The 18,502-nt window shown below is 41.7% G+C and carries 16 protein-coding genes; 12 read left to right on the top strand and 4 right to left on the bottom strand.

Annotated elements, in window-relative coordinates:
• The first annotated feature begins 141 nt into the window (after positions 1–141).
• From ACZ42C_RS12405 to ACZ42C_RS12390, 4 genes are all read left to right on the top strand, one after another.
• Positions 142–2,118 (top strand): TRAP transporter permease, encoded by a 1,977-nt coding sequence (locus ACZ42C_RS12405; RefSeq protein ID WP_461180896.1) that lies wholly within the window; start codon positions 142–144, stop codon positions 2,116–2,118.
• Between the two features lie 214 nt (positions 2,119–2,332).
• Positions 2,333–3,688: an MATE family efflux transporter gene (locus ACZ42C_RS12400; protein WP_461180853.1), complete on the top strand. Its 1,356-nt coding sequence runs from the start codon at positions 2,333–2,335 to the stop codon at positions 3,686–3,688.
• 78 nt (positions 3,689–3,766) lie between these two features.
• Entirely contained in the window at positions 3,767–4,144 is a 378-nt protein-coding gene (locus tag ACZ42C_RS12395; protein WP_461180854.1) for a RidA family protein, read from the top strand.
• A gap of 18 nt (positions 4,145–4,162) precedes the next feature.
• A complete protein-coding gene (locus tag ACZ42C_RS12390; RefSeq protein WP_461180855.1) occupies positions 4,163–5,332 on the top strand; it encodes an iron-containing alcohol dehydrogenase in 1,170 nt (389 codons plus the stop codon).
• 121 nt (positions 5,333–5,453) lie between these two features.
• On the opposite strand, the gene ACZ42C_RS12385 is transcribed toward ACZ42C_RS12390, so the two are convergent.
• Positions 5,454–5,699 carry a YuzB family protein gene (locus tag ACZ42C_RS12385; protein WP_461180856.1) on the bottom strand — a complete coding sequence of 82 codons (246 nt, stop codon included), beginning with the start codon at positions 5,697–5,699 and terminating at the stop codon, positions 5,454–5,456.
• 97 nt (positions 5,700–5,796) lie between these two features.
• On the bottom strand, positions 5,797–7,011 hold the full coding sequence (locus tag ACZ42C_RS12380; RefSeq protein ID WP_461180857.1) for an MFS transporter: 1,215 nt from the start codon (positions 7,009–7,011) through the stop codon (positions 5,797–5,799).
• A gap of 554 nt (positions 7,012–7,565) precedes the next feature.
• Between ACZ42C_RS12380 and ACZ42C_RS12375 the strand changes: the two genes are divergently transcribed.
• Complete coding sequence (locus tag ACZ42C_RS12375) at positions 7,566–8,501, top strand: DUF1002 domain-containing protein (RefSeq protein ID WP_461180858.1); 936 nt, start codon at positions 7,566–7,568, stop codon at positions 8,499–8,501.
• A gap of 418 nt (positions 8,502–8,919) precedes the next feature.
• The gene (locus ACZ42C_RS12370; protein WP_461180859.1) at positions 8,920–9,741 is read left to right on the top strand and encodes a 3D domain-containing protein; all 822 of its coding nucleotides are present in this window, start codon (positions 8,920–8,922) and stop codon (positions 9,739–9,741) included.
• 74 nt (positions 9,742–9,815) lie between these two features.
• Here ACZ42C_RS12370 and ACZ42C_RS12365 read toward each other — a convergent pair whose 3' ends face one another.
• Entirely contained in the window at positions 9,816–9,944 is a 129-nt protein-coding gene (locus tag ACZ42C_RS12365) for a hypothetical protein (RefSeq protein ID WP_461180860.1), read from the bottom strand.
• Between the two features lie 278 nt (positions 9,945–10,222).
• On the opposite strand from ACZ42C_RS12365, the gene ACZ42C_RS12360 reads away from it, so the two are divergent.
• Together ACZ42C_RS12360 and ACZ42C_RS12355 are read left to right on the top strand one after the other, a co-directional pair.
• The gene (locus ACZ42C_RS12360) at positions 10,223–11,419 is read left to right on the top strand and encodes a glycine C-acetyltransferase (protein ID WP_461180861.1); all 1,197 of its coding nucleotides are present in this window, start codon (positions 10,223–10,225) and stop codon (positions 11,417–11,419) included.
• A gap of 28 nt (positions 11,420–11,447) precedes the next feature.
• Positions 11,448–12,386, top strand: a complete 939-nt coding sequence (locus ACZ42C_RS12355) for an L-threonine 3-dehydrogenase (RefSeq protein ID WP_461180862.1) — start codon at positions 11,448–11,450, stop codon at positions 12,384–12,386.
• Positions 12,387–12,979: 593 nt separating this feature from the next.
• Here the strand turns inward: ACZ42C_RS12355 and ACZ42C_RS12350 are convergent.
• Positions 12,980–14,602 (bottom strand): ABC-F family ATP-binding cassette domain-containing protein, encoded by a 1,623-nt coding sequence (locus tag ACZ42C_RS12350; RefSeq protein WP_461180863.1) that lies wholly within the window; start codon positions 14,600–14,602, stop codon positions 12,980–12,982.
• Positions 14,603–14,860: 258 nt separating this feature from the next.
• Between ACZ42C_RS12350 and ACZ42C_RS12345 the strand changes: the two genes are divergently transcribed.
• The 4 genes from ACZ42C_RS12345 to ACZ42C_RS12330 all read left to right on the top strand — a co-directional run bounded on the left by ACZ42C_RS12345 (position 14,861) and on the right by ACZ42C_RS12330 (position 18,433).
• Complete coding sequence (locus ACZ42C_RS12345) at positions 14,861–15,448, top strand: hypothetical protein (RefSeq protein ID WP_461180864.1); 588 nt, start codon at positions 14,861–14,863, stop codon at positions 15,446–15,448.
• A gap of 137 nt (positions 15,449–15,585) precedes the next feature.
• The gene (locus tag ACZ42C_RS12340) at positions 15,586–16,566 is read left to right on the top strand and encodes a helix-turn-helix transcriptional regulator (RefSeq protein WP_461180865.1); all 981 of its coding nucleotides are present in this window, start codon (positions 15,586–15,588) and stop codon (positions 16,564–16,566) included.
• Positions 16,567–17,141: 575 nt separating this feature from the next.
• On the top strand, positions 17,142–18,008 hold the full coding sequence (gene ltrA, locus ACZ42C_RS12335; protein ID WP_464891267.1) for a group II intron reverse transcriptase/maturase: 867 nt from the start codon (positions 17,142–17,144) through the stop codon (positions 18,006–18,008).
• Entirely contained in the window at positions 17,948–18,433 is a 486-nt protein-coding gene (locus ACZ42C_RS12330; protein WP_461180867.1) for a group II intron maturase-specific domain-containing protein, read from the top strand. The genes ltrA and ACZ42C_RS12330 overlap by 61 nt, the downstream gene beginning before the upstream one ends.
• The last annotated feature ends 69 nt before the right edge of the window (positions 18,434–18,502 follow it).

Raw genomic sequence — 18,502 nt, 5'->3', positions numbered from 1 at the left:
GAAGATCTGAAGGATCATTCCGATGCCAATTCAAAAAATAATAATGATCAGGCAAAAGGAATGCAGAATGATCAACAGGATAATATACAAACAAATCAGCAGACAGATGAAGCAAAAGAAGCAAAGTCGGATAATGCAGATATGTCGGAAGAAGAGCATGAAGAACTGCTGGAAAAGTATGACTCAGAATCCAATACCCGAAATCTCACCGGTATTATGGCAACTGTCGTATTCCTTCTCCTGATTGCATTCTCATTGTTCCAAATATATACAGGAATGTTTGGACAATACACTGCTTACATTCAGCGTACTGTCCACCTGGGATTTGCGTTAACGTTAATCTTTCTATTATTTCCTGCCAGAAGAGGAGCTCCAAAAGCAAAGGTTACCTGGTATGATTATATATTAGCTATATTATCGATTATTGTATGTGGATACTGGCCTGTTTATTACGATACCATTGTACAGCAAATTGGTGGAATTACCGAGGGGCAAATGGTTATTGGGGGCCTTGCCATATTACTCGTATTGGAAGCGTCAAGAAGAGCAGTCGGCCTTCCGATCGTTATTGTGGCAGCAGCATTCCTAATTTATGCTTATTTTGGACCATATATGCCAGGAGATCTTGCGCACCGGGGACTGAGTTTGAATCAATTAATCAACTCGATGTTCTTTACAACAGAAGGTATTTTGGGTACACCATTGCAAGTATCCTCTACGTATATATTCCTATTCCTTTTGTTTGGGGCATTCTTGGTCCAAACAGGCGTTGGGCTGTACTTTAATGATCTTGCTTTGGCTATTGCCGGAAGACGAACCGGAGGTCCTGCCAAAGTGGCTATTTTCTCCAGTGCATTAAATGGTACAATTTCCGGAAGCTCTGTTGCAAATACAGTAACGACCGGTTCTTATACCATTCCGATGATGAAAAGACTCGGATACCGGCCAAACTTTGCGGGTGCCGTTGAGGCGGCTTCTTCCACAGGTGGTCAGCTTATGCCTCCGATTATGGGAGCCGCAGCGTTTCTCATGATCGAATTTGCAGGGGAAAGTTACTGGGAGATCGCCAAGGCAGCAACGATTCCCGCGATGCTGTATTTTTCCGGGATTTGGATTATGACCCACCTGGAAGCCAAGCGGACAGGTCTGCATGGACTGCCGAAGGACCAGCTTCCAAATCGGCTGGAAGTATTAAAAAAGATTCATTTGCTGCTCCCGATTGTTGCCATTGTCTGGCTATTGTTCCAAGGGTTCAGTATTGAAAGAACAGCTCTCTATGGGATAGCGATTACGATACTTATCAGCTTATTCCGTAAAGACACAAGAATAACACCAAGCAGATTTATCGTCGCATTAACATCCGGTGCCCGTACCGCACTCGGTGTGGCAGCAGCTACAGCATGTGCCGGTATCATTGTTGGCGTTGTCACGAGAACTGGATTGGGATTAAAAATTGGAAATAGTTTAGTAAGCCTGGCCGGTACACTTGCAGTTAATACGGATATGCAATTGATATTGACACTGGTATTTACGATGATTGCTTCCATTGTTTTAGGAATGGGATCGCCAACGACGGCAAACTATGTCATTACGTCAACAATTGCTTTACCTGCTATTCTGGCATTGAATGATCAGTTGGAAGTAGCAGTCCCGGTACTTGCAGCTCATATGTTTGTGTTCTACTTTGGCATTGTGGCAGATATTACGCCACCTGTCGCCCTGGCTGCCTTTGCTGCTACGGGTATATCCCGGGGGGAACCGATACGGACAGGAGGAAACGCAGTAAAAATAGCTATTGCGGCCTTTATCATACCGTATATGTTCGTGCTGCAACCGCAAATATTAATGATTGATACAACCTTCATGGAAGTCGCCCTGATTATATTTACGGCGATCCTCGGGATGATCGCCATTGGGGCAAGCATGATTGGATTCTGGTACCGAAAACTTCCTTGGTTTGAGAGGTTTGCAGCCTTCTTTACGGGATTATTCTTAATTTATCCGGGAACCACCTCGGATATAATCGGTTTCTCTGCATTTGCCATCATGCTCGCTCTTCAATTTGTATTCAAAGGCAGCAAAGGTGGAAAAAAAGAAACACAAAATGCAACTGAATAAAGGTTGCATCAATGAAATCTTAGACTGTCCGATCCAGGTTCCTTCTTTACGTGGGATGAACTTGGCAGGACAGTTCTTTTTTAATGGTGGAGATGGTGCTATATCCATGAAAAATGTATGATAAAGGTACTTTGTAGGCGTGTCTGCTCGAAAACCTTAGGCAAGTAAGCTCGTATTATGCTTTCTTAATTGCCGGGAAAGGCGTGAGAAAAATTTGCGAAAAAAACAACATGATTTTACACAAGGGAATATTTTAAAGCAGTTGATCATCTTTTCCGGACCCATCATGCTAACGAATCTATTGCAGACATCCTATCAATTTGCAGATAGCTTATGGGTGGGGAATTTACTTGGCGGAGATGCGTTGGGGGCTGTTGCCATCTCCTCCACCATTATCTTTACGGTTTTATCATTTGTCATTGGAATTAATAACGCTGCCCTAACGATACTTTCCCAGCAGAAAGGAAAGAAGAACGAAACCGGTCTAAAACGATATTTGAATGCGTTTGTCGTGTTATTAACGGTTATTGCTCTGACATTAGGTACTCTAGGATTTGTGTTTGCGGAAAATCTGTTGAATTTACTTGGTACCCCTGAGGAAATGATGAATGGTGCCAGAGCGTATCTGCAGATTAATTTTCTCGGTATTTTATTTTTATTCGGTTATAACTTTATTGGAACGGTTTTGCGGGCGATGGGAGACAGTCGTACACCACTGCGGTTTGTCCTGATCGCCGTTATTATGAATATCATGGTTAATCCGCTGTTTATAGCTGGATTAAACCTGGGAATCGAAGGGGCGGCATACGCTACAATTGTTTCACAAGGTACTGCTTTTTTATACGGCCTGTTGTATGTTTTATATAAAAAACTAGTACCTTTTATACGTCCAAAGCTACCTGCATGGCATGAGGTGAAGCTCATATTAAACCTTGGTATACCTGCAGGGCTGCAAATGTCTGTTATCTCCGCTGGTTCAGCAGCGATTTTAAGTGTAGTAACAAATTTTGGGCCGGGTGTAGTGGCTGGTTTTAGTGCTGCACAACGGCTGGACAGTTTACTGATGTTGCCTGCTCATGCACTGGGAACAGCGGTAAATAGTATGGCCGGGCAAAATATAGGTGTGAAAAATTGGGGGCGAATTAAAGGTATTACGAAATATGGGGTGCTGTATAATTTTGCCTTTATGCTTGCCATTGGCTTGATCGTCGTGTTTTTCGCAGAGTATGGAATCAGGTTGTTTATTCAGGAAGAAGCAGCAGTACAGTTTGGCACCCGTTACTTACAAATTGTTGCGCTCTGTTTTCCGTTTTTGGGGATAAATTTTATTTTAAACGGAGTTGTTCGGGCTGCAGGTGCAATGTATCAAGTACTCGTGCTGAATATCATTTCTTTTTGGGTGCTGCGGTTCCCGTTAACTGCTCTCTTCTCTAATCTATATGGGGATATAGGAATTGCCATTGGGATGGGTGCAAGCTTTATAATCAGCAGTGTATTTGCCTATGGCTATTACCGCTTTGGAAAGTGGCGGGAGAAAGAACTGTTTCATAGGGAAGAAGGTAAAGACTGATCCCCGCTGCGATCACAATAGGAACAGCCGGTCAAAAATGGTAAAATAGAAGAAATTATACAAAGGAGGAAGATTCATATGGTAAAAGCAATTCATACGAAACATGCTCCGGAGGCGCTCGGACCATATTCACAGGCAATACAGGCGGGAGACTTTGTTTACGTTTCAGGGCAGGTAGGCATTAACCCTGAAACCGGAGATCTTGCAGAAGGAATTAAAAAGCAAACAGAGCAGGTGATGAAGAATTTACAGGCGATCTTAACCGAAGCCAATGCAGATTTTTCCCAGGCTGTAAAATTCACGATTTACTTAAATTCCATGGATGACTTTGGTACAGTGAATGACATTTACGGCAGTTATTTGAACGAACCATACCCTGCAAGAGCTACCTTTGAAGTGAGCAGACTGCCAAAAGATGCACTTGTGGAAATAGAAGTAGTTGCTTATACGAAATAGTTGTAAGGAGTGTCAGGCTTGAATAATTTTATCTTTCAAAATCCAACTAAACTGATTTTTGGCAAAGGGCAATTGGATGCTTTGCCGGGGGAAGTGGAAAAATACGGAAATAGAGTGTTAATTGTATACGGTGGAGGAAGCATCAAAAAGAACGGTATTTATGATAACGTGATAAATAAGCTTAGTGAAATTAATGCTGATGTCTTTGAATTGCCAGGGGTAGAGCCAAACCCAAGGATTTCCACGGTGCGCAAAGGAGTGGAAATCTGCAAAAAGGAAGGAATCGATTTTCTGCTGGCAGTGGGCGGCGGAAGTACTATCGATTGTACGAAAGCTGTTGCGGCTGGGGCTAAAACGGATGTGGACATGTGGGACATCGTCACGAAGAAAGCAAAAGCGGAAGATGCACTTCCTTTTGGAACAGTACTGACTCTCGCTGCAACAGGTTCTGAGATGAACCGGGGCTCTGTTATTACAAACTGGGAGACAAACGAAAAGCATGGCTGGGGCTCCCCTTATTCATGGCCGAAATTTTCCATACTGGATCCTGAGCACACATATTCAGTACCAAGAGAACAGACGGTTTACGGCATTGTGGATATGATGTCTCACGTGCTGGAACACTATTTCCACCAGGAAACAAATACGCCGATTCAGGATCGTTTTTGTGAATCCATCCTACAAACAGTAATGGAAACTGCACCGAAACTGTTGGATAATCCGGAGAGTTATGAATACAGGGAAACGATTATGCTTAGTGGTACTTTGGCTTTAAATGACATGCTCAGCATGGGATTAAAAGGAGATTGGGCCACCCATAACCTGGAACATGCGGCTTCCGCTGTACATGACATTCCGCATGGCGGCGGATTGGCTATCTTATTTCCGAATTGGATGAAGCATGTTCTGGATGAAACCAATGAGGATCGTTTCAAGCAGCTGGCGGTACGGGTGTTTAATGTGGAGACAGAAGGAAAGTCAGATCGGGAAATTGCATTGGAAGGAATTGATGAACTTCGTGCATTTTGGAGCAGTATTGGTGCGCCTTCCAGATTAAGTGATTATTCCATTGATGAGAGTACGATTGAAGAAATGGCCGAAAAGACGGTTATTGCCCGTCCGACGTATGGTAATTTTAAGAAACTGAACAAGGATGATGCTGTCGAAATTCTTCGGGCAAGCTTGTAAGGAAATAAATATGTATTTCGACAAATACATTTCCCGGGAAATAAATTGTCGATAGATTAAAAAATTACCCGAACGTAATAGACATTTGCTTTTGTTGTAACATAAAAAGAAGAACTGGCGATTATTGGTAAACAGCCAGTTCTTCTTTTATTGCTTCTCTTATTTTATCTAAACAATCTTCCGGTGTGCTGCCGAAAACGCGTTTGTTATTTACAAGTGCATAGGGTCTTACCCGGCACAAACCGCAAAATGATAAACATTCGTTCATTAATACAGCTACTTCAGGAAATTCTTCTTCCAGTATTTCCTCTATATCTATGGTAGTGATTGCATTTCCGTCACACACTTCCACAACGACGATACCCATATGAATCACTTACTTTCTATTTATAAAGATTACGTCCGCCTCGGACTCTGTTAGTTTTAGCATATTTTCATCATAAAATCAAGCTGACTGACGAAAATTAAGGGGTAGACCTTTGCTGTGCAGTCAATTTACGGTTGTGTTTTGGTTCATATTCATATTTATACCACGTAACGAGCATAATTACTCCACTAATAATAAGCAGGGCACTTGTTACGATGAATACAGATGAAAAACCAAAGAAACCGGCAAGCATTCCGCCGAGTACAGGGCCGATAACGTTACCTAAAAAGCGTAAACTCGTATTGTATCCTAGCACCTCACCTTGCATGGACAAAGGTGCTTCCTGTCGTATATAAGCAATTCGTACCGGAATGATTCCTCCGATGGCTGCACCAAGAAGAAATCTTAAAATAACCAGCTGCCAAATGCTCGTTACGAATGCCCCGGGTAAGTACACAATTCCGGCTGCAAACAAAAGGATAATCAATATTTTTATATAACCAAATCGATCACCCAGACGTCCCCAGCGTCTTGTCATAAGCAAATTGCCAAGTCCGGCAGCAGAAAATGCGAGTCCTGCGAAGAAGGCAATATGAGCAGTCCCGTTTATATCAGCAACAAATAAAGATAATATCGGCTGAATACTGAAATGAGCTACCTGCACGAGAATGGATATGAGCATAACGACGAGCAGGACCGGCTTTCTAACAATATGCAGGAATACTTCTTTACTGGAATAAGATTTATAATCTCTTTCATCATCTGAAAGTTTAACATTTACTTCTTTAATGCCAAAAAGAACAATGAGGGCAGAAAGAAATACAGTGATTGAAACAAGCTTAAACGATGTGGCATAGCCCAATGTATCTGCCAGCACACCACCAAGCAAGGGTCCCATTAACGTACCGGTAATGCTCCCGGTCTGTAATGTACCAAGCACTCTTCCGGCAATTTCTTTCGGTGTTTGTGTGGCGATAAAAGCCTGAGAAATGGGGATGAATCCGGTAACGATCCCCATGAAAAAACGCAATAAAAAAAGCTGCCATACATTCGTAGCAAACCCCATTAAAAGAACCGACAAACCAATACCGGCGGCCGACATGATCAATATTTTTTTTCTTCCATATTTATCGCCGATCCGTCCCCAGATCGGTGAGAAAATAAAGGCCGTCACAAAGGTAATGGCAAAAATCCAGCCTGACCAGTTCTGAACATAGGCTTCAGAGAAGTTCCCGAAAGACTCAATATACAAGGATATAAACGGTAAAACCATTGTAATGCTTCCGGCAATAAAAAAATTAGCAAACCACATGATTGCTAAATTACGTTTTACAATATGATTCGGATTAACGATTGTTATGTCCTTCTTTCTAAAAATTATTTCGTTACCCTAAATATAACTGATTTTGCTTAAAAAAGAAAGCTTTTTGCTTATCATTTAAAATGAGTACTATCCACCATGAATAAAAATGGGTATAATATAATTATGAAATAAAAGAAGAAAATAATGGATATTCTTTCAGGGGACAAGCATAGAATATAAGGGAGTTGAAAAAACAAGCTCTATGGAAGCAGAAAAACGCTCGTGCTACGTAGGGATACGCTCGCTAACCGTGGAATTCGCTCGGTCCACCTGGAAAATCGTTCGACATAAGAAAAAGCCGCTCCACCTGCGGCAAAAATCGCTCATACTTCTTGAAACCAAAAATGACGGATGATTGTATACAATATTCATCATTATATGTCCTGGTTGACATAGTAAACAGTATTAAGTAAGTTTATCCCATTTTACCTTGTGATCAAGGCGTAAATATATTAATCTATAATAAATTATCTTATCCTGGATTTTATAAAAGGAGAATTCAAATGAAAAAAAATTATATTAAAATTCTTGCGTTATTCGTATTGGTCTTTGGCTTGATTACAGGCGTCACCATGTCGGTCACGGCGGATGATGGAGGTGGAGCAAGTGATTCCGATAATGTCGATGAAAGAATAGGTTCTACCATTGTTACGTATGGAGATGCCCTGTCCGAGGCACAGCGGGAAGAGGTTCGTGCCCTTCTCCGGGTGGATGAGGCCTCCGATGTCGAGGAGTATGATGTGACTGGTGAAGACATTGCCTATTATATTGATGGAAATCCGAATTCAAATATGTACTCCAGTGCCAAGATAGTCCGGCAGGAAGAGGGAAATGGCTTAACCATAAATATTATAACACCTTCCAATATTACGGATGTGACAAAGGAAATGTACGCCAATGCCATGCTGACGGCCGGGGTGGAGAATGCCACCGTGGATGTAGCATCTCCGGTGCAGGTAACCGGCAGTTCCGCACTAACAGGTATTTATAAAGCCTATGATGTGGAAGGCGAAGAACTGGATAAAGAACGCATGGAACTGGCAAATGAAGAACTGGATGTGGCCACGGATTTAGCGGAACAGGAAGGCATGGATCAGGAAACAGTCAGTCAATTGCTGACGGAAATTAAACAGATGATTGCTGAGATGGACCCTGCTTCAAGAGAAGAAGTGGAACAAATTGTGCAGGAACAATTGGAGAACCTGGAAATAAACTTAAGCGAAGAGGATCGGCAAAGACTGATTGATCTGTTTGACAGAATGCGTGATTTAAATATCGATTTTGATCAGGTGCGAAATCAGCTTAACGATATCGCCAATACGATTATGGACAGAGCGGAGGAATTGGGACTGGATGAAGGCTTCTGGCAAAATGTCGCAAATTTCTTCAGCGAAATGTTCCAGGCTATCAGCAACTTTTTCAGCGGGCTGTTTAACTAACCGCATATAGAAACCGTATACGAGACTCCGGAAAGGGGTCTTTTTTTACGTTAAAAGAGTATAAACTTTAGCTGAGAAGTTGATAGAAAAACTAATTCATTCACTAAAAGGCGAGTAAATGCCAGTTTTAGTAATGCATTTATCCATTCATTTATCTACAAACTGAAAAAATCTCCATAATAGTGACAATCCTATGGCGGTCCAATTATTACAATAGCCATCGAAAACCCAATTAAATCGTCTTTCATATAACAAAACAGAAGAATTTCTGCTTTTTTGTAATAAATCTATTAAACTTGTAATAAATTCCTTCCAACTTGGTAATGCTTGTAACAGACACTTAAACGTGTTGTAACTGCATTGTCTATTGGCCTGTGATACGATAGGCACTGTTAGAAATTGAAGGAGGGAATATCGAATGAAGAAATTAGTAGGTTCATTCGTTGCTGGCATCATCATTGCCGGAACCGCTGCAACAACTGTTTCAGCAGGGGAATACGAGGTGCAAAAAGGGGACAGCCTCTGGATGATTGCCAATGAAAATGACACCAGTGTAGAAGAGTTGGTAGAAATAAATGACTTGGACTCTACTACCATTCATCCAAACCAGCTGATCCTTACCAATAATATAGAGAAATATATAGTAGAAAAAGGCGATACCTTATCTGGAATAGCCAATAACTTAGACGTAACTGTCTCTGATCTGAAAGATTGGAATGAGCTTTCAACAGACTTGATCGTCATTGGCCAGGAACTGGAAGTGCAAAATGCCAATACTGGTGAAAGCAATACTTCCGAATCAAATGAAAATGTAAATCAGGACAATGCTTCTGAGTCGAACACAAATGAAAATGCAGAAGCAACGGAAGAAACAAATACTTCCAATGAATCTTCTTCCAACGCTTCTAGCAATGAAGCAGCAGCATCCAACACCCAGGAAGAAGCGGAAGGACAAACTTTTTCCGTAACAGCGACAGCTTATACAGCTAATTGCGATGGATGCACAGGTATCACATCCACCGGGGTTGACCTGAACAACAATCCAAACGCAAAAGTAATTGCAGTTGATCCTGACGTCATCCCATTAGGCTCCACCGTGTATGTCGAAGGATATGGATATGCAACAGCCGCTGATGTCGGCGGAGCAATAAAGGGAAATAAAATTGATATCCATGTTCCAACAAAAGATGAAGCCTATAGCTGGGGCGTTCGGACAGTAGACGTAACTATAGTTGAGTAAATAGCAAAAGGAAAGCTATCTTTATTAAGATACTTTCCTTTTTCTTTTTCTCTTAAACCTTATATAAATACATACTAGGATGATATAGTCGTCGTATGAGCAGGATCTTCCATAATTTCATTTGGTGCAGGGTCATGGTTCAAACCAAAAATACCGGTTCCAATGATTAACACAGCAAATAAAACTACCAATAATTTCCGCATCTTTCTTCTTCCTCCAAAATAATATATTCCTATACAAAATTATAAGCGATGCCATGTAAAAATACTATATGTTTTTGTTTAAATAGAGCGGTAAATTTTGCAATATTGTTTGCAGGGTTTTATGAAATGACAAAATAGTTCAGCTTTTAATTTCTGTGATTTTCGTTAAACATTTTGATTCCTTTATGTTAAACTAACAAATAGTGAGCAGAGTTGAGATAATTAAAATGCGGAGATAACAGTCGTTGAAGCGCTTACAAATAAGGAGGGCATGATACATGTCGAGTAAGATACTGGATAAGTTTTTAAACGAAAATATTGCGGATTTGAAAGAGAATGGCCTATATAACGAAATTGAAACAGTTCATGGAGCCAATGGGCCTGAAATTAACATCGACGGGAAAAAATTAATTAACCTGTCATCCAATAATTATCTTGGACTGGCTACAGATGAGCGGTTAAAAGAGGTGGCCAAGCAGGCGGTGGACTCCCATGGCGTTGGAGCAGGAGCAGTAAGAACAATAAATGGTACGCTTGATCTCCATATAGAACTGGAGAAAAAGCTGGCTGAATTTAAAGGAACAGAAGCTGTGATTTCCTATCAATCCGGCTTTAACTGTAACATGGCTGCCATTTCAGCAGTGATGGATAAGCATGATGCCATTCTTTCCGATGAATTGAACCATGCTTCCATTATTGACGGCTGCCGTTTGTCAAAAGCAAAAATTTTACGCTATAACCATTCAGACATGAAAGATCTCCGCGAAAAAGCGAAAGAAGCAGTGGAGTCCGGACAGTATAACAAAATCATGGTCATTACCGATGGTGTCTTTTCCATGGATGGGGATATTGCAAGACTGCCGGAAATAGTAGAGATAGCTGAGGAATTTGATTTAATTACGTATGTGGATGATGCTCATGGCTCCGGTGTGCTCGGAAAAGGGGCAGGTACGGTAAAACATTTTGGCCTGCAGGATAAAGTCGACTTTCAAATGGGCACGCTGTCCAAGGCAATTGGTGTTATTGGCGGCTATGTAGCAGGAAAAGCCAATTTAATCGATTGGCTGAAAGTGCGTTCCCGTCCATTTTTATTTTCCACGGCGGTTTCCCCGGCGGACGCAATTGCAAGTACAAAAGCAGTCGAGCTGCTGATGGAAAGCACGGAGCTGCATGATAAGCTGTGGGAGAATGCAGCGTATTTAAAATCAGGGCTGAAGGAACTGGGCTTTGACATCGGGGAAAGTGAAACACCGATTACGCCTGTCGTCATTGGGGATGAAAATGACACTCAGAAATTCAGTAAACGTTTATATGAAGAAGGGGTGTATGCGAAGTCCATTGTATTCCCTACAGTACCACGCGGTACAGGACGTGTAAGGAATATGCCGAGCGCTGCCCATACAAAGGAAATGCTGGATGAGGCGATTGGTATATATGAGAAAATCGGCAGAGAAATGGGCTTTTTGACGAGTTAATCAGTTTTAACGAGAAGGGATTTAAGTAATGAAGAAAATTCTAGTTACAGGGGCGCTCGGACAAATCGGCTCCGAGCTTGTGGAGAAACTGCGTGAAACTTATGGAACAGAGAATGTCATCGGTACTGATATTCGAAAAAACGAAGGGGAGAGAGAGAAAGGCCCTTTTGAAATTGTGGATGTGAAGGATGCAGACAAGTTATTTTCGGTGGCAAAAGAACATCAGGTGGATACGGTCATGCATTTGGCGGCGCTACTTTCTGCCAGGGCAGAGGCCAACCCGAAATTTGCCTGGGATCTGAATATGGGCGGCTTGATCAATGCACTGGAGGTGGCCCGGGAGCTTGGTTTACAATTTTTTACTCCCAGCTCGATCGGAGCATTTGGTCCTTCTACGCCTAAAGATAACACCCCACAGGAAACCGTGCAGCGGCCGACAACGATGTATGGGGTGAATAAAGTGGCAGGTGAGCTGCTTTGCGATTATTATTATCATAAGTTTGGCGTGGATACGAGAGGGGTCCGCTATCCAGGTTTAATCTCCTATGTTTCGCCCCCAGGCGGCGGAACGACAGATTATGCTGTAGAAATATATTATGAAGCGGTCAGAAGTAAATCCTACCGATCTGATATTGATGCGGGAACCTATATGGACATGATGTATATGCCGGATGCCCTAAAAGCAATTATCCAGTTAATGGAGGCGGATCCGGCGAAGCTGAAACATCGAAATGCCTATAATATTTCAGCGATATCGGCGGCACCGGAGGACTTTGCCAAAGCCATTCGAAAACACATTCCTGATTTTAAGCTGACCTATGATGTCAATCCGGTCAAACAGCAAATTGCGGAAAGCTGGCCCAATTGTATGGATTCCTCTGCAGCGAAAGAGGAATGGGGCTTCCGTGCAGCATATGATATAGACAGTATGACGAAAGATATGCTTGAGAAATTGAGCAGTAAATAAAAAACGAGGTTGAGACATAACTTTAAAGTCTCGAAGAAAATCCTAACAAATCATGGTGTTGGAATATCACCTGCCGCTCCGGGAATATACTTCGCTTTCACCTTGGCACAAGTGCGACATCTAAGAAAACTCCCGTTGGTCGTTTTCTTAGTGTCTTCTTTGCCGCGGGCGGCTGGTGAGCCTCCTTTCCCCGACAAGGGGTATGCCGACGTTGCCCGCAAAGGGCGTTTTTAGTCGGCCTTCATTAATGGCGCACTGCGGGGTCTCATCGATGCCTTTTATCCTGCGGGACAAGTAACGCTTCGGCAGCATTACATCTTCGTGAGAAAATGCATAGCATTTTCAAGGAGTCTTCGTATATTCCCGGAGCTGGGCAAGTGGTTTGTTTGGGTTTTTCTCGATAAAATTAGTTAAGTCCCAGCCTCTATTTGCGACATCGGAGACGCTTTGATACATAACTGCCTGGAAATGGGTAAATCATCTCCTGCAGCCGTTCCCATCGACAGGGAGAAATCTTTAAGCGGAACAGGAGAATAGCCCTTCAAGTTCAGTTTTCAGTTAATGGTAACTTTAGAAACGCCCCTCTGTTCCTCTTAGCTTCCATACATTTCTTCTACCTGTTTCTGCAACTGTTCGTCAGATACGTACTCGTTGTAGGTCATTTCTTTATCGATGATGCCGTTTGGTGTAATTTCAATTAGTCTGTTTGCGATCGTTTCCACAAATTGATGGTCACTTGAGGTAAACAGAATCGATCCTTTAAAGTTAATCAGGCCATTATTCAATGACTGAATGGACTCCAGATCAAGGTGGTTGGTCGGCTCATCCAAAAGTAAAACATTCGCATTGGAGAGCATCATTTTCGACAGCATGCAGCGTACTTTTTCTCCACCTGACAGGACGCTTGCCTTCTTCAAAGCTTCTTCTCCGGAAAACAGCATTCTTCCCAGAAATCCTCGCAGGAATGTTTCTGTTTCATCCTCGGGAGAATATTGACGCAGCCAATCAACAAGCGGTAGGTCGTTGTTCTCAAAATAAGCTGCATTGTCCTTTGGGAAATAGGATTGGGAGGTCGTGACGCCCCATTTATAGGTGCCGGCATCCGGTTCCATTTCGCCCATCAATATTTTAAACAATGTTGTTTTGGCGATATCATCTTTCCCCAATAGGGCAATTTTATCGTCCTTATTCATCGTAAAACTGATGTTATTTAACACTTTTTTGCCGCCGATTGTCTTGGTCAGTCCTTCCACCCGCAGTAAATCATTGCCGATTTCCCGTTCAGGCTGAAAGGCAATATATGGATATTTTCTGGAGGATGGTTTAATATCATCCAGTGTAATATTATCGAGCATTTTCTTTCGGGAAGTAGCCTGTTTTGATTTCGACGCATTGGCACTGAATCTGGCGATGAAAGTCTGTAATTCTTTAATCTTTTCTTCCTTTTTCTTATTGGCCTGCTGTGCCATTTTGGCAGCAAGCTGACTGGATTCATACCAGAAATCGTAATTGCCGATATAAATTTCTATTTTTCCAAAGTCAACATCCGCGATGTGTGTGCATACTTTATTTAAAAAGTGTCTGTCGTGGGAAACAACAATTACCGTATTTTCAAAGTTGATCAGAAATTCCTCCAGCCACTGAATGGCATGGATGTCCAGTCCGTTTGTCGGCTCGTCCAACAGTAGAATATCCGGATTTCCAAACAAAGCCTGGGCAAGGAGCACCTTTACTTTTTCATCTGCGGATAAGTCCGCCATTTGCATGTGATGAAGGGATTCGGGAAGTCCCAATCCTTTTAACAGTACAGCTGCATCGGACTCTGCCTCCCAGCCGTTCATTTCCGCAAATTCACCTTCAAGCTCCGCAGCACGCATGCCATCTTCTTCGGAAAAGTCGCCTTTCATGTAAATGGCATCCTTTTCCTGTTTTACGGCGTATAATTTTTCATGGCCCATCAGCACAGTTTCGAGGACTTGATGTTCCTCATAGGCAAAATGGTCCTGTTTTAATACGGCAATCCGTTCACCGGGGGAAAGGGACACTGATCCTGTCTGTGGTTCAATCTCGCCGGAGAGTATTTTAAGAAAAGTGGACTTACCGGCACCATTGGCTCCGATCACACCGTAACAGTTGCCGGGAGTAAATTTCAGATTGACATCTTCAAATAACTTTTTATCACCATATCGTAAACTAACATTCGTTACATTGATCATCCGTTATAATTACCTCCATTAAATAAATAGTAACACCGCTAGCTTACGGTATTTATCGGTTTTCGTCAATATTGCAGGAATAAACATTTATGAAAATACTTCTCTTGATCAGGTGGAAAATACTGTGAAAGTAATACATCATAGAAGAGAATTAATTTATAATTACCGAAAGCATTCGTCAAAAAGGCTTGGCGAATACAACGTTTTCGAATATAGTTGAATAACAGGGGTATTTTATCGGGGAGAGGGGGAAAGGGAGTGGAGGAAAAAGATATTTATTTTCTTTTTACCGATACGGGAAGTCTGCTTGCCAAAGCAATCAATCGTATTACAGGCCATCCGTATAATCATGTGTCCATCGGATTTGACGAAGCATTGCAGGAAGTGTATAGTTTTGGCAGAAAAAATGAAAAAAATCCTTTTATTGGCGGGTTTGTAAAAGAAAATATTAACTGTGATTTTCTCAGAAATGCTGTTTGTGAAATCTACAGCTGTAAAGTAACATCAGCAGAGTGTGAAATAATAAGTCGGAATATAAAGGAAATTGAAGAGAAAAGCAATTATTATAAATATAACTTCATTGGCTTGTTTGGTATTCTGCTGCAAATTGAAATTAACCGGAAATGTGCCTTGTTTTGTTCCCAATTTGTCGCTACAGTAACTAAAGATACGAACGTATTCAATTTTTCCAAACCGGACTGTTTCGTTACACCGGCTGATATCCGCGCACATAAGACGTTGAAACTGTTATATAAAGGAAAGCTTGCCGGCTATTCGAAAGCCATGCCGCAATTGGAAAATAAGGTCGAACATACCGATTATAATAGTAATCACGCCTATGGCTGATTTAATACGAGCATAAATAGTCCGCCATCCCCTGTATTATTATAGGGCTGGATGTTATTATTTGCCTCCAGCCTCCATTATTTACATAAAACATACATAAACGCACACTGTCCAATTTAACACAAGGAGAGCTGCACATGGAAAAAGGAAGCAATTATCGATTATTAAAATTACGCGAATTATTATTTGAAGAGACCGATGAACAACATGAACTGGGAATAAATGAGATAGCGGAAAAACTCCGCCAATTTATTCCGGACAAGCCATTGGATCACCGGACCATTAAAAGAGACCTGGAAGTGCTGGATCAAATTGACTTTGAAATTATGCAGAATGAAGGGAAGTACGGAAAGATCTTGTACAGCCATCAGTCCAGGCTGTTTGAAACATATCAGCTTCGTTTGATTATAGATGCTATTTTGTCTGCACGATTTGTGACCACAAACGAAAAGAAAAAACTGATAAAAAAGGTGAAACAATTAACGAGCAGGCATATTGCTAAAACATTGCCGGAGCCTGTTGTGTTCAGTCAGTCGGCAAATATGGACTATGAACAGGTAAAGCTGAATATTGATTTTGTCCATCGCGCCATCTCCGACCAGCAAGTCCTTGCCTACCAATACGGGAAATTTAATGTGGATAAGGAGTTTGAGTTTAACCGTGATGGAGAAATTTATTTTGTGGATCCTTATGCATTAATTTGGCAGAATGATTATTATTACTTAATCGGCCGTTTCCGCCGAACGGACGAAGTAAGGCATTACCGTCTGGATCGGATGCGGAATATAAGCATTTACGATAAAAAGTTCAAAAAGGAAAATTTTGATTTGAAAAATTATGTGAATCAAAGCTTTCATATGTTTGCCGGAGAAGAGATCCGGATTAAAATCCGTTTTCACAATGATCTAGTGAATGTCGTGTTGGACAGGTTTGGCCGGGAAGTGGATATTAAAGCAGAGGACGAAGATCATTTTGTCCTGTCCACGAAAGCCAAATTATCGGATGGGTTAATCAACTGGATTTTAACCTGGGGCCATAAAGCGAAAGTATTGGAGCCGGAGCATCTGGTCGTCACGGTGAAAGAAAAGATAGAAAAGATGATGGATGTGTATAGGTGAGAAGTGTTTGGATAAATGAATAGTTCAAGCTCAGCCCGGTGCTGAGCTTGTTTTTGGTGTGCGCCCGGCATGGGCTATAACTTGGTGGTGAAAGTCCACTACAGGCTTGGCAGTAGGAACTGTTAGCTGAAGGCAAGGGTGTCCGAAGCGATTCGGAATCTGAAGGAAGCTGGAAGCAAACTCCCGAACTGACGAACAGAAATTGTATATAAGGCTTATCTGGAATGGACGAGTTGGCACTACGTAACAAAGTCCGATACTGCACGAGTTCCAGGAAGTAGATGCAGCAGTTACATGGGAGGAAGGTTATAGCTCTTACCCGGGGAGGTCTCACGAGGGTTATTTAATTAACAATCGGGTTAGTGATAACTCGATGAATCGTGAGAAGTCAGCAGAGGCCATAGTAATTTCCATGGAAATGAAGGGCTGAACAACCTTAAATCTTGAGGAACAAGGAGGTGCAGACATCGCCGCCTAAGTGCAGAAAATCATCGTGGCACTTGCCGAAGAGATGACTATCTATGGATAGATACGTTGGAAACGGAAGGGTACATAGAAGAGCACAGGGATGTCGCATGGATATGGAGAAACAAGATGGTATCAACTTAATCGAACAAGTAATTTCCGATAATAACTTACGGGAAGCATATGAAAAGGTGTTCTCAAATAAAGGAGCACCGGGTGTAGATGGGATAACAGTCTATCAGTTAAAAGGTCACATGACTAAATATTACCAACCACTTAAACAGAAATTAAGGGATGGAAGTTATCAACCTCAACCAGTAAAAAGGGTTGCCATTCCAAAATCTGATGGTACCAAAAGATACTTGGGTATACCAAGTGTCCTGGACAGAGTAGTACAACAAGCTATTCTTCAAGTCATTGACCCAATTATTGATCCACATTTCTCAGACAACAGTTACGGATTCCGTAAAGGAAGGAATGCACATCAAGCCATTGAGAAAGCACAAGTATATTATGAAGAGGGTTACCGAACCGTTGTAGATTGCGATTTGAAAAGCTACTTTGACACCATCCATCACCAAAGGATAAGGGCTTATCTTGAATACTTTATTCCAGATAAAGTAGTCCTCAAACTTATATGGAAATTTTTGCGTTCCGGCATCCTTGATAAAGATGTTTATATTGAAACAACAAAAGGTGCCCCACAAGGCGGCCCGTTGTCCCCGCTTTTAGCAAATGTCTACCTTAATATGTTGGACAGAGAACTGGAAAAACGGGGCCACCATTTTATAAGATATGCGGATGATTTCGTTATTTATGTTAAAAGCAAGCGTGCCGGCGAAAGGGTCATGGAAAGTATCACTAAATTCTTGGAAAAAGACTTAGGGCTAACTATTAACCAAAAGAAAAGCAAAGTTTGTGGAGCAACATCGGCTACTTTCCTCGGATTCAACATACAGAATCTAATGGGAAAGTAGGTAGCCGGCCTAGCAGGTCGGCAAAACAAAGGTTCAAAGATAAGTTAAGGAAGCTAACCAGTCGGAAACGACCAGGAACTTTCGGGGAAATAATCACAAAAATAAATCAAACTACAACAGGTTGGATTAATTACTATGGTATATCAAATATGAAGACATTCATCAAAGATTTACAACAATGGCTAAATCATCGATTAAGACAATTAATTTGGAAACGATGGAAGCGTGTACGCACGAAATATAAGATGCTCCGCAAATATGGGATAAGCCATGATGATGCGATGAAACTATCTAATACCCGTAAAGGATATTGGAGAGCATCGAAGAATGACATCATCCATCGTGCCATAACAAAAGAAAGACTCACAAAATGGGGACTTAAAGACATGTCTCAACTCTATGAGTCACGATACTTAAAAGGTTGAACCGCCGTATACGGGTCCGTACGTACGGTGGTGTGAGAGGTCGACTAACCAATTAATGGTTAGTCACCT

Source organism: Virgibacillus kimchii (assembly GCF_055379185.1).
This window is presented reverse-complemented; position numbering and strand designations above follow the sequence as displayed.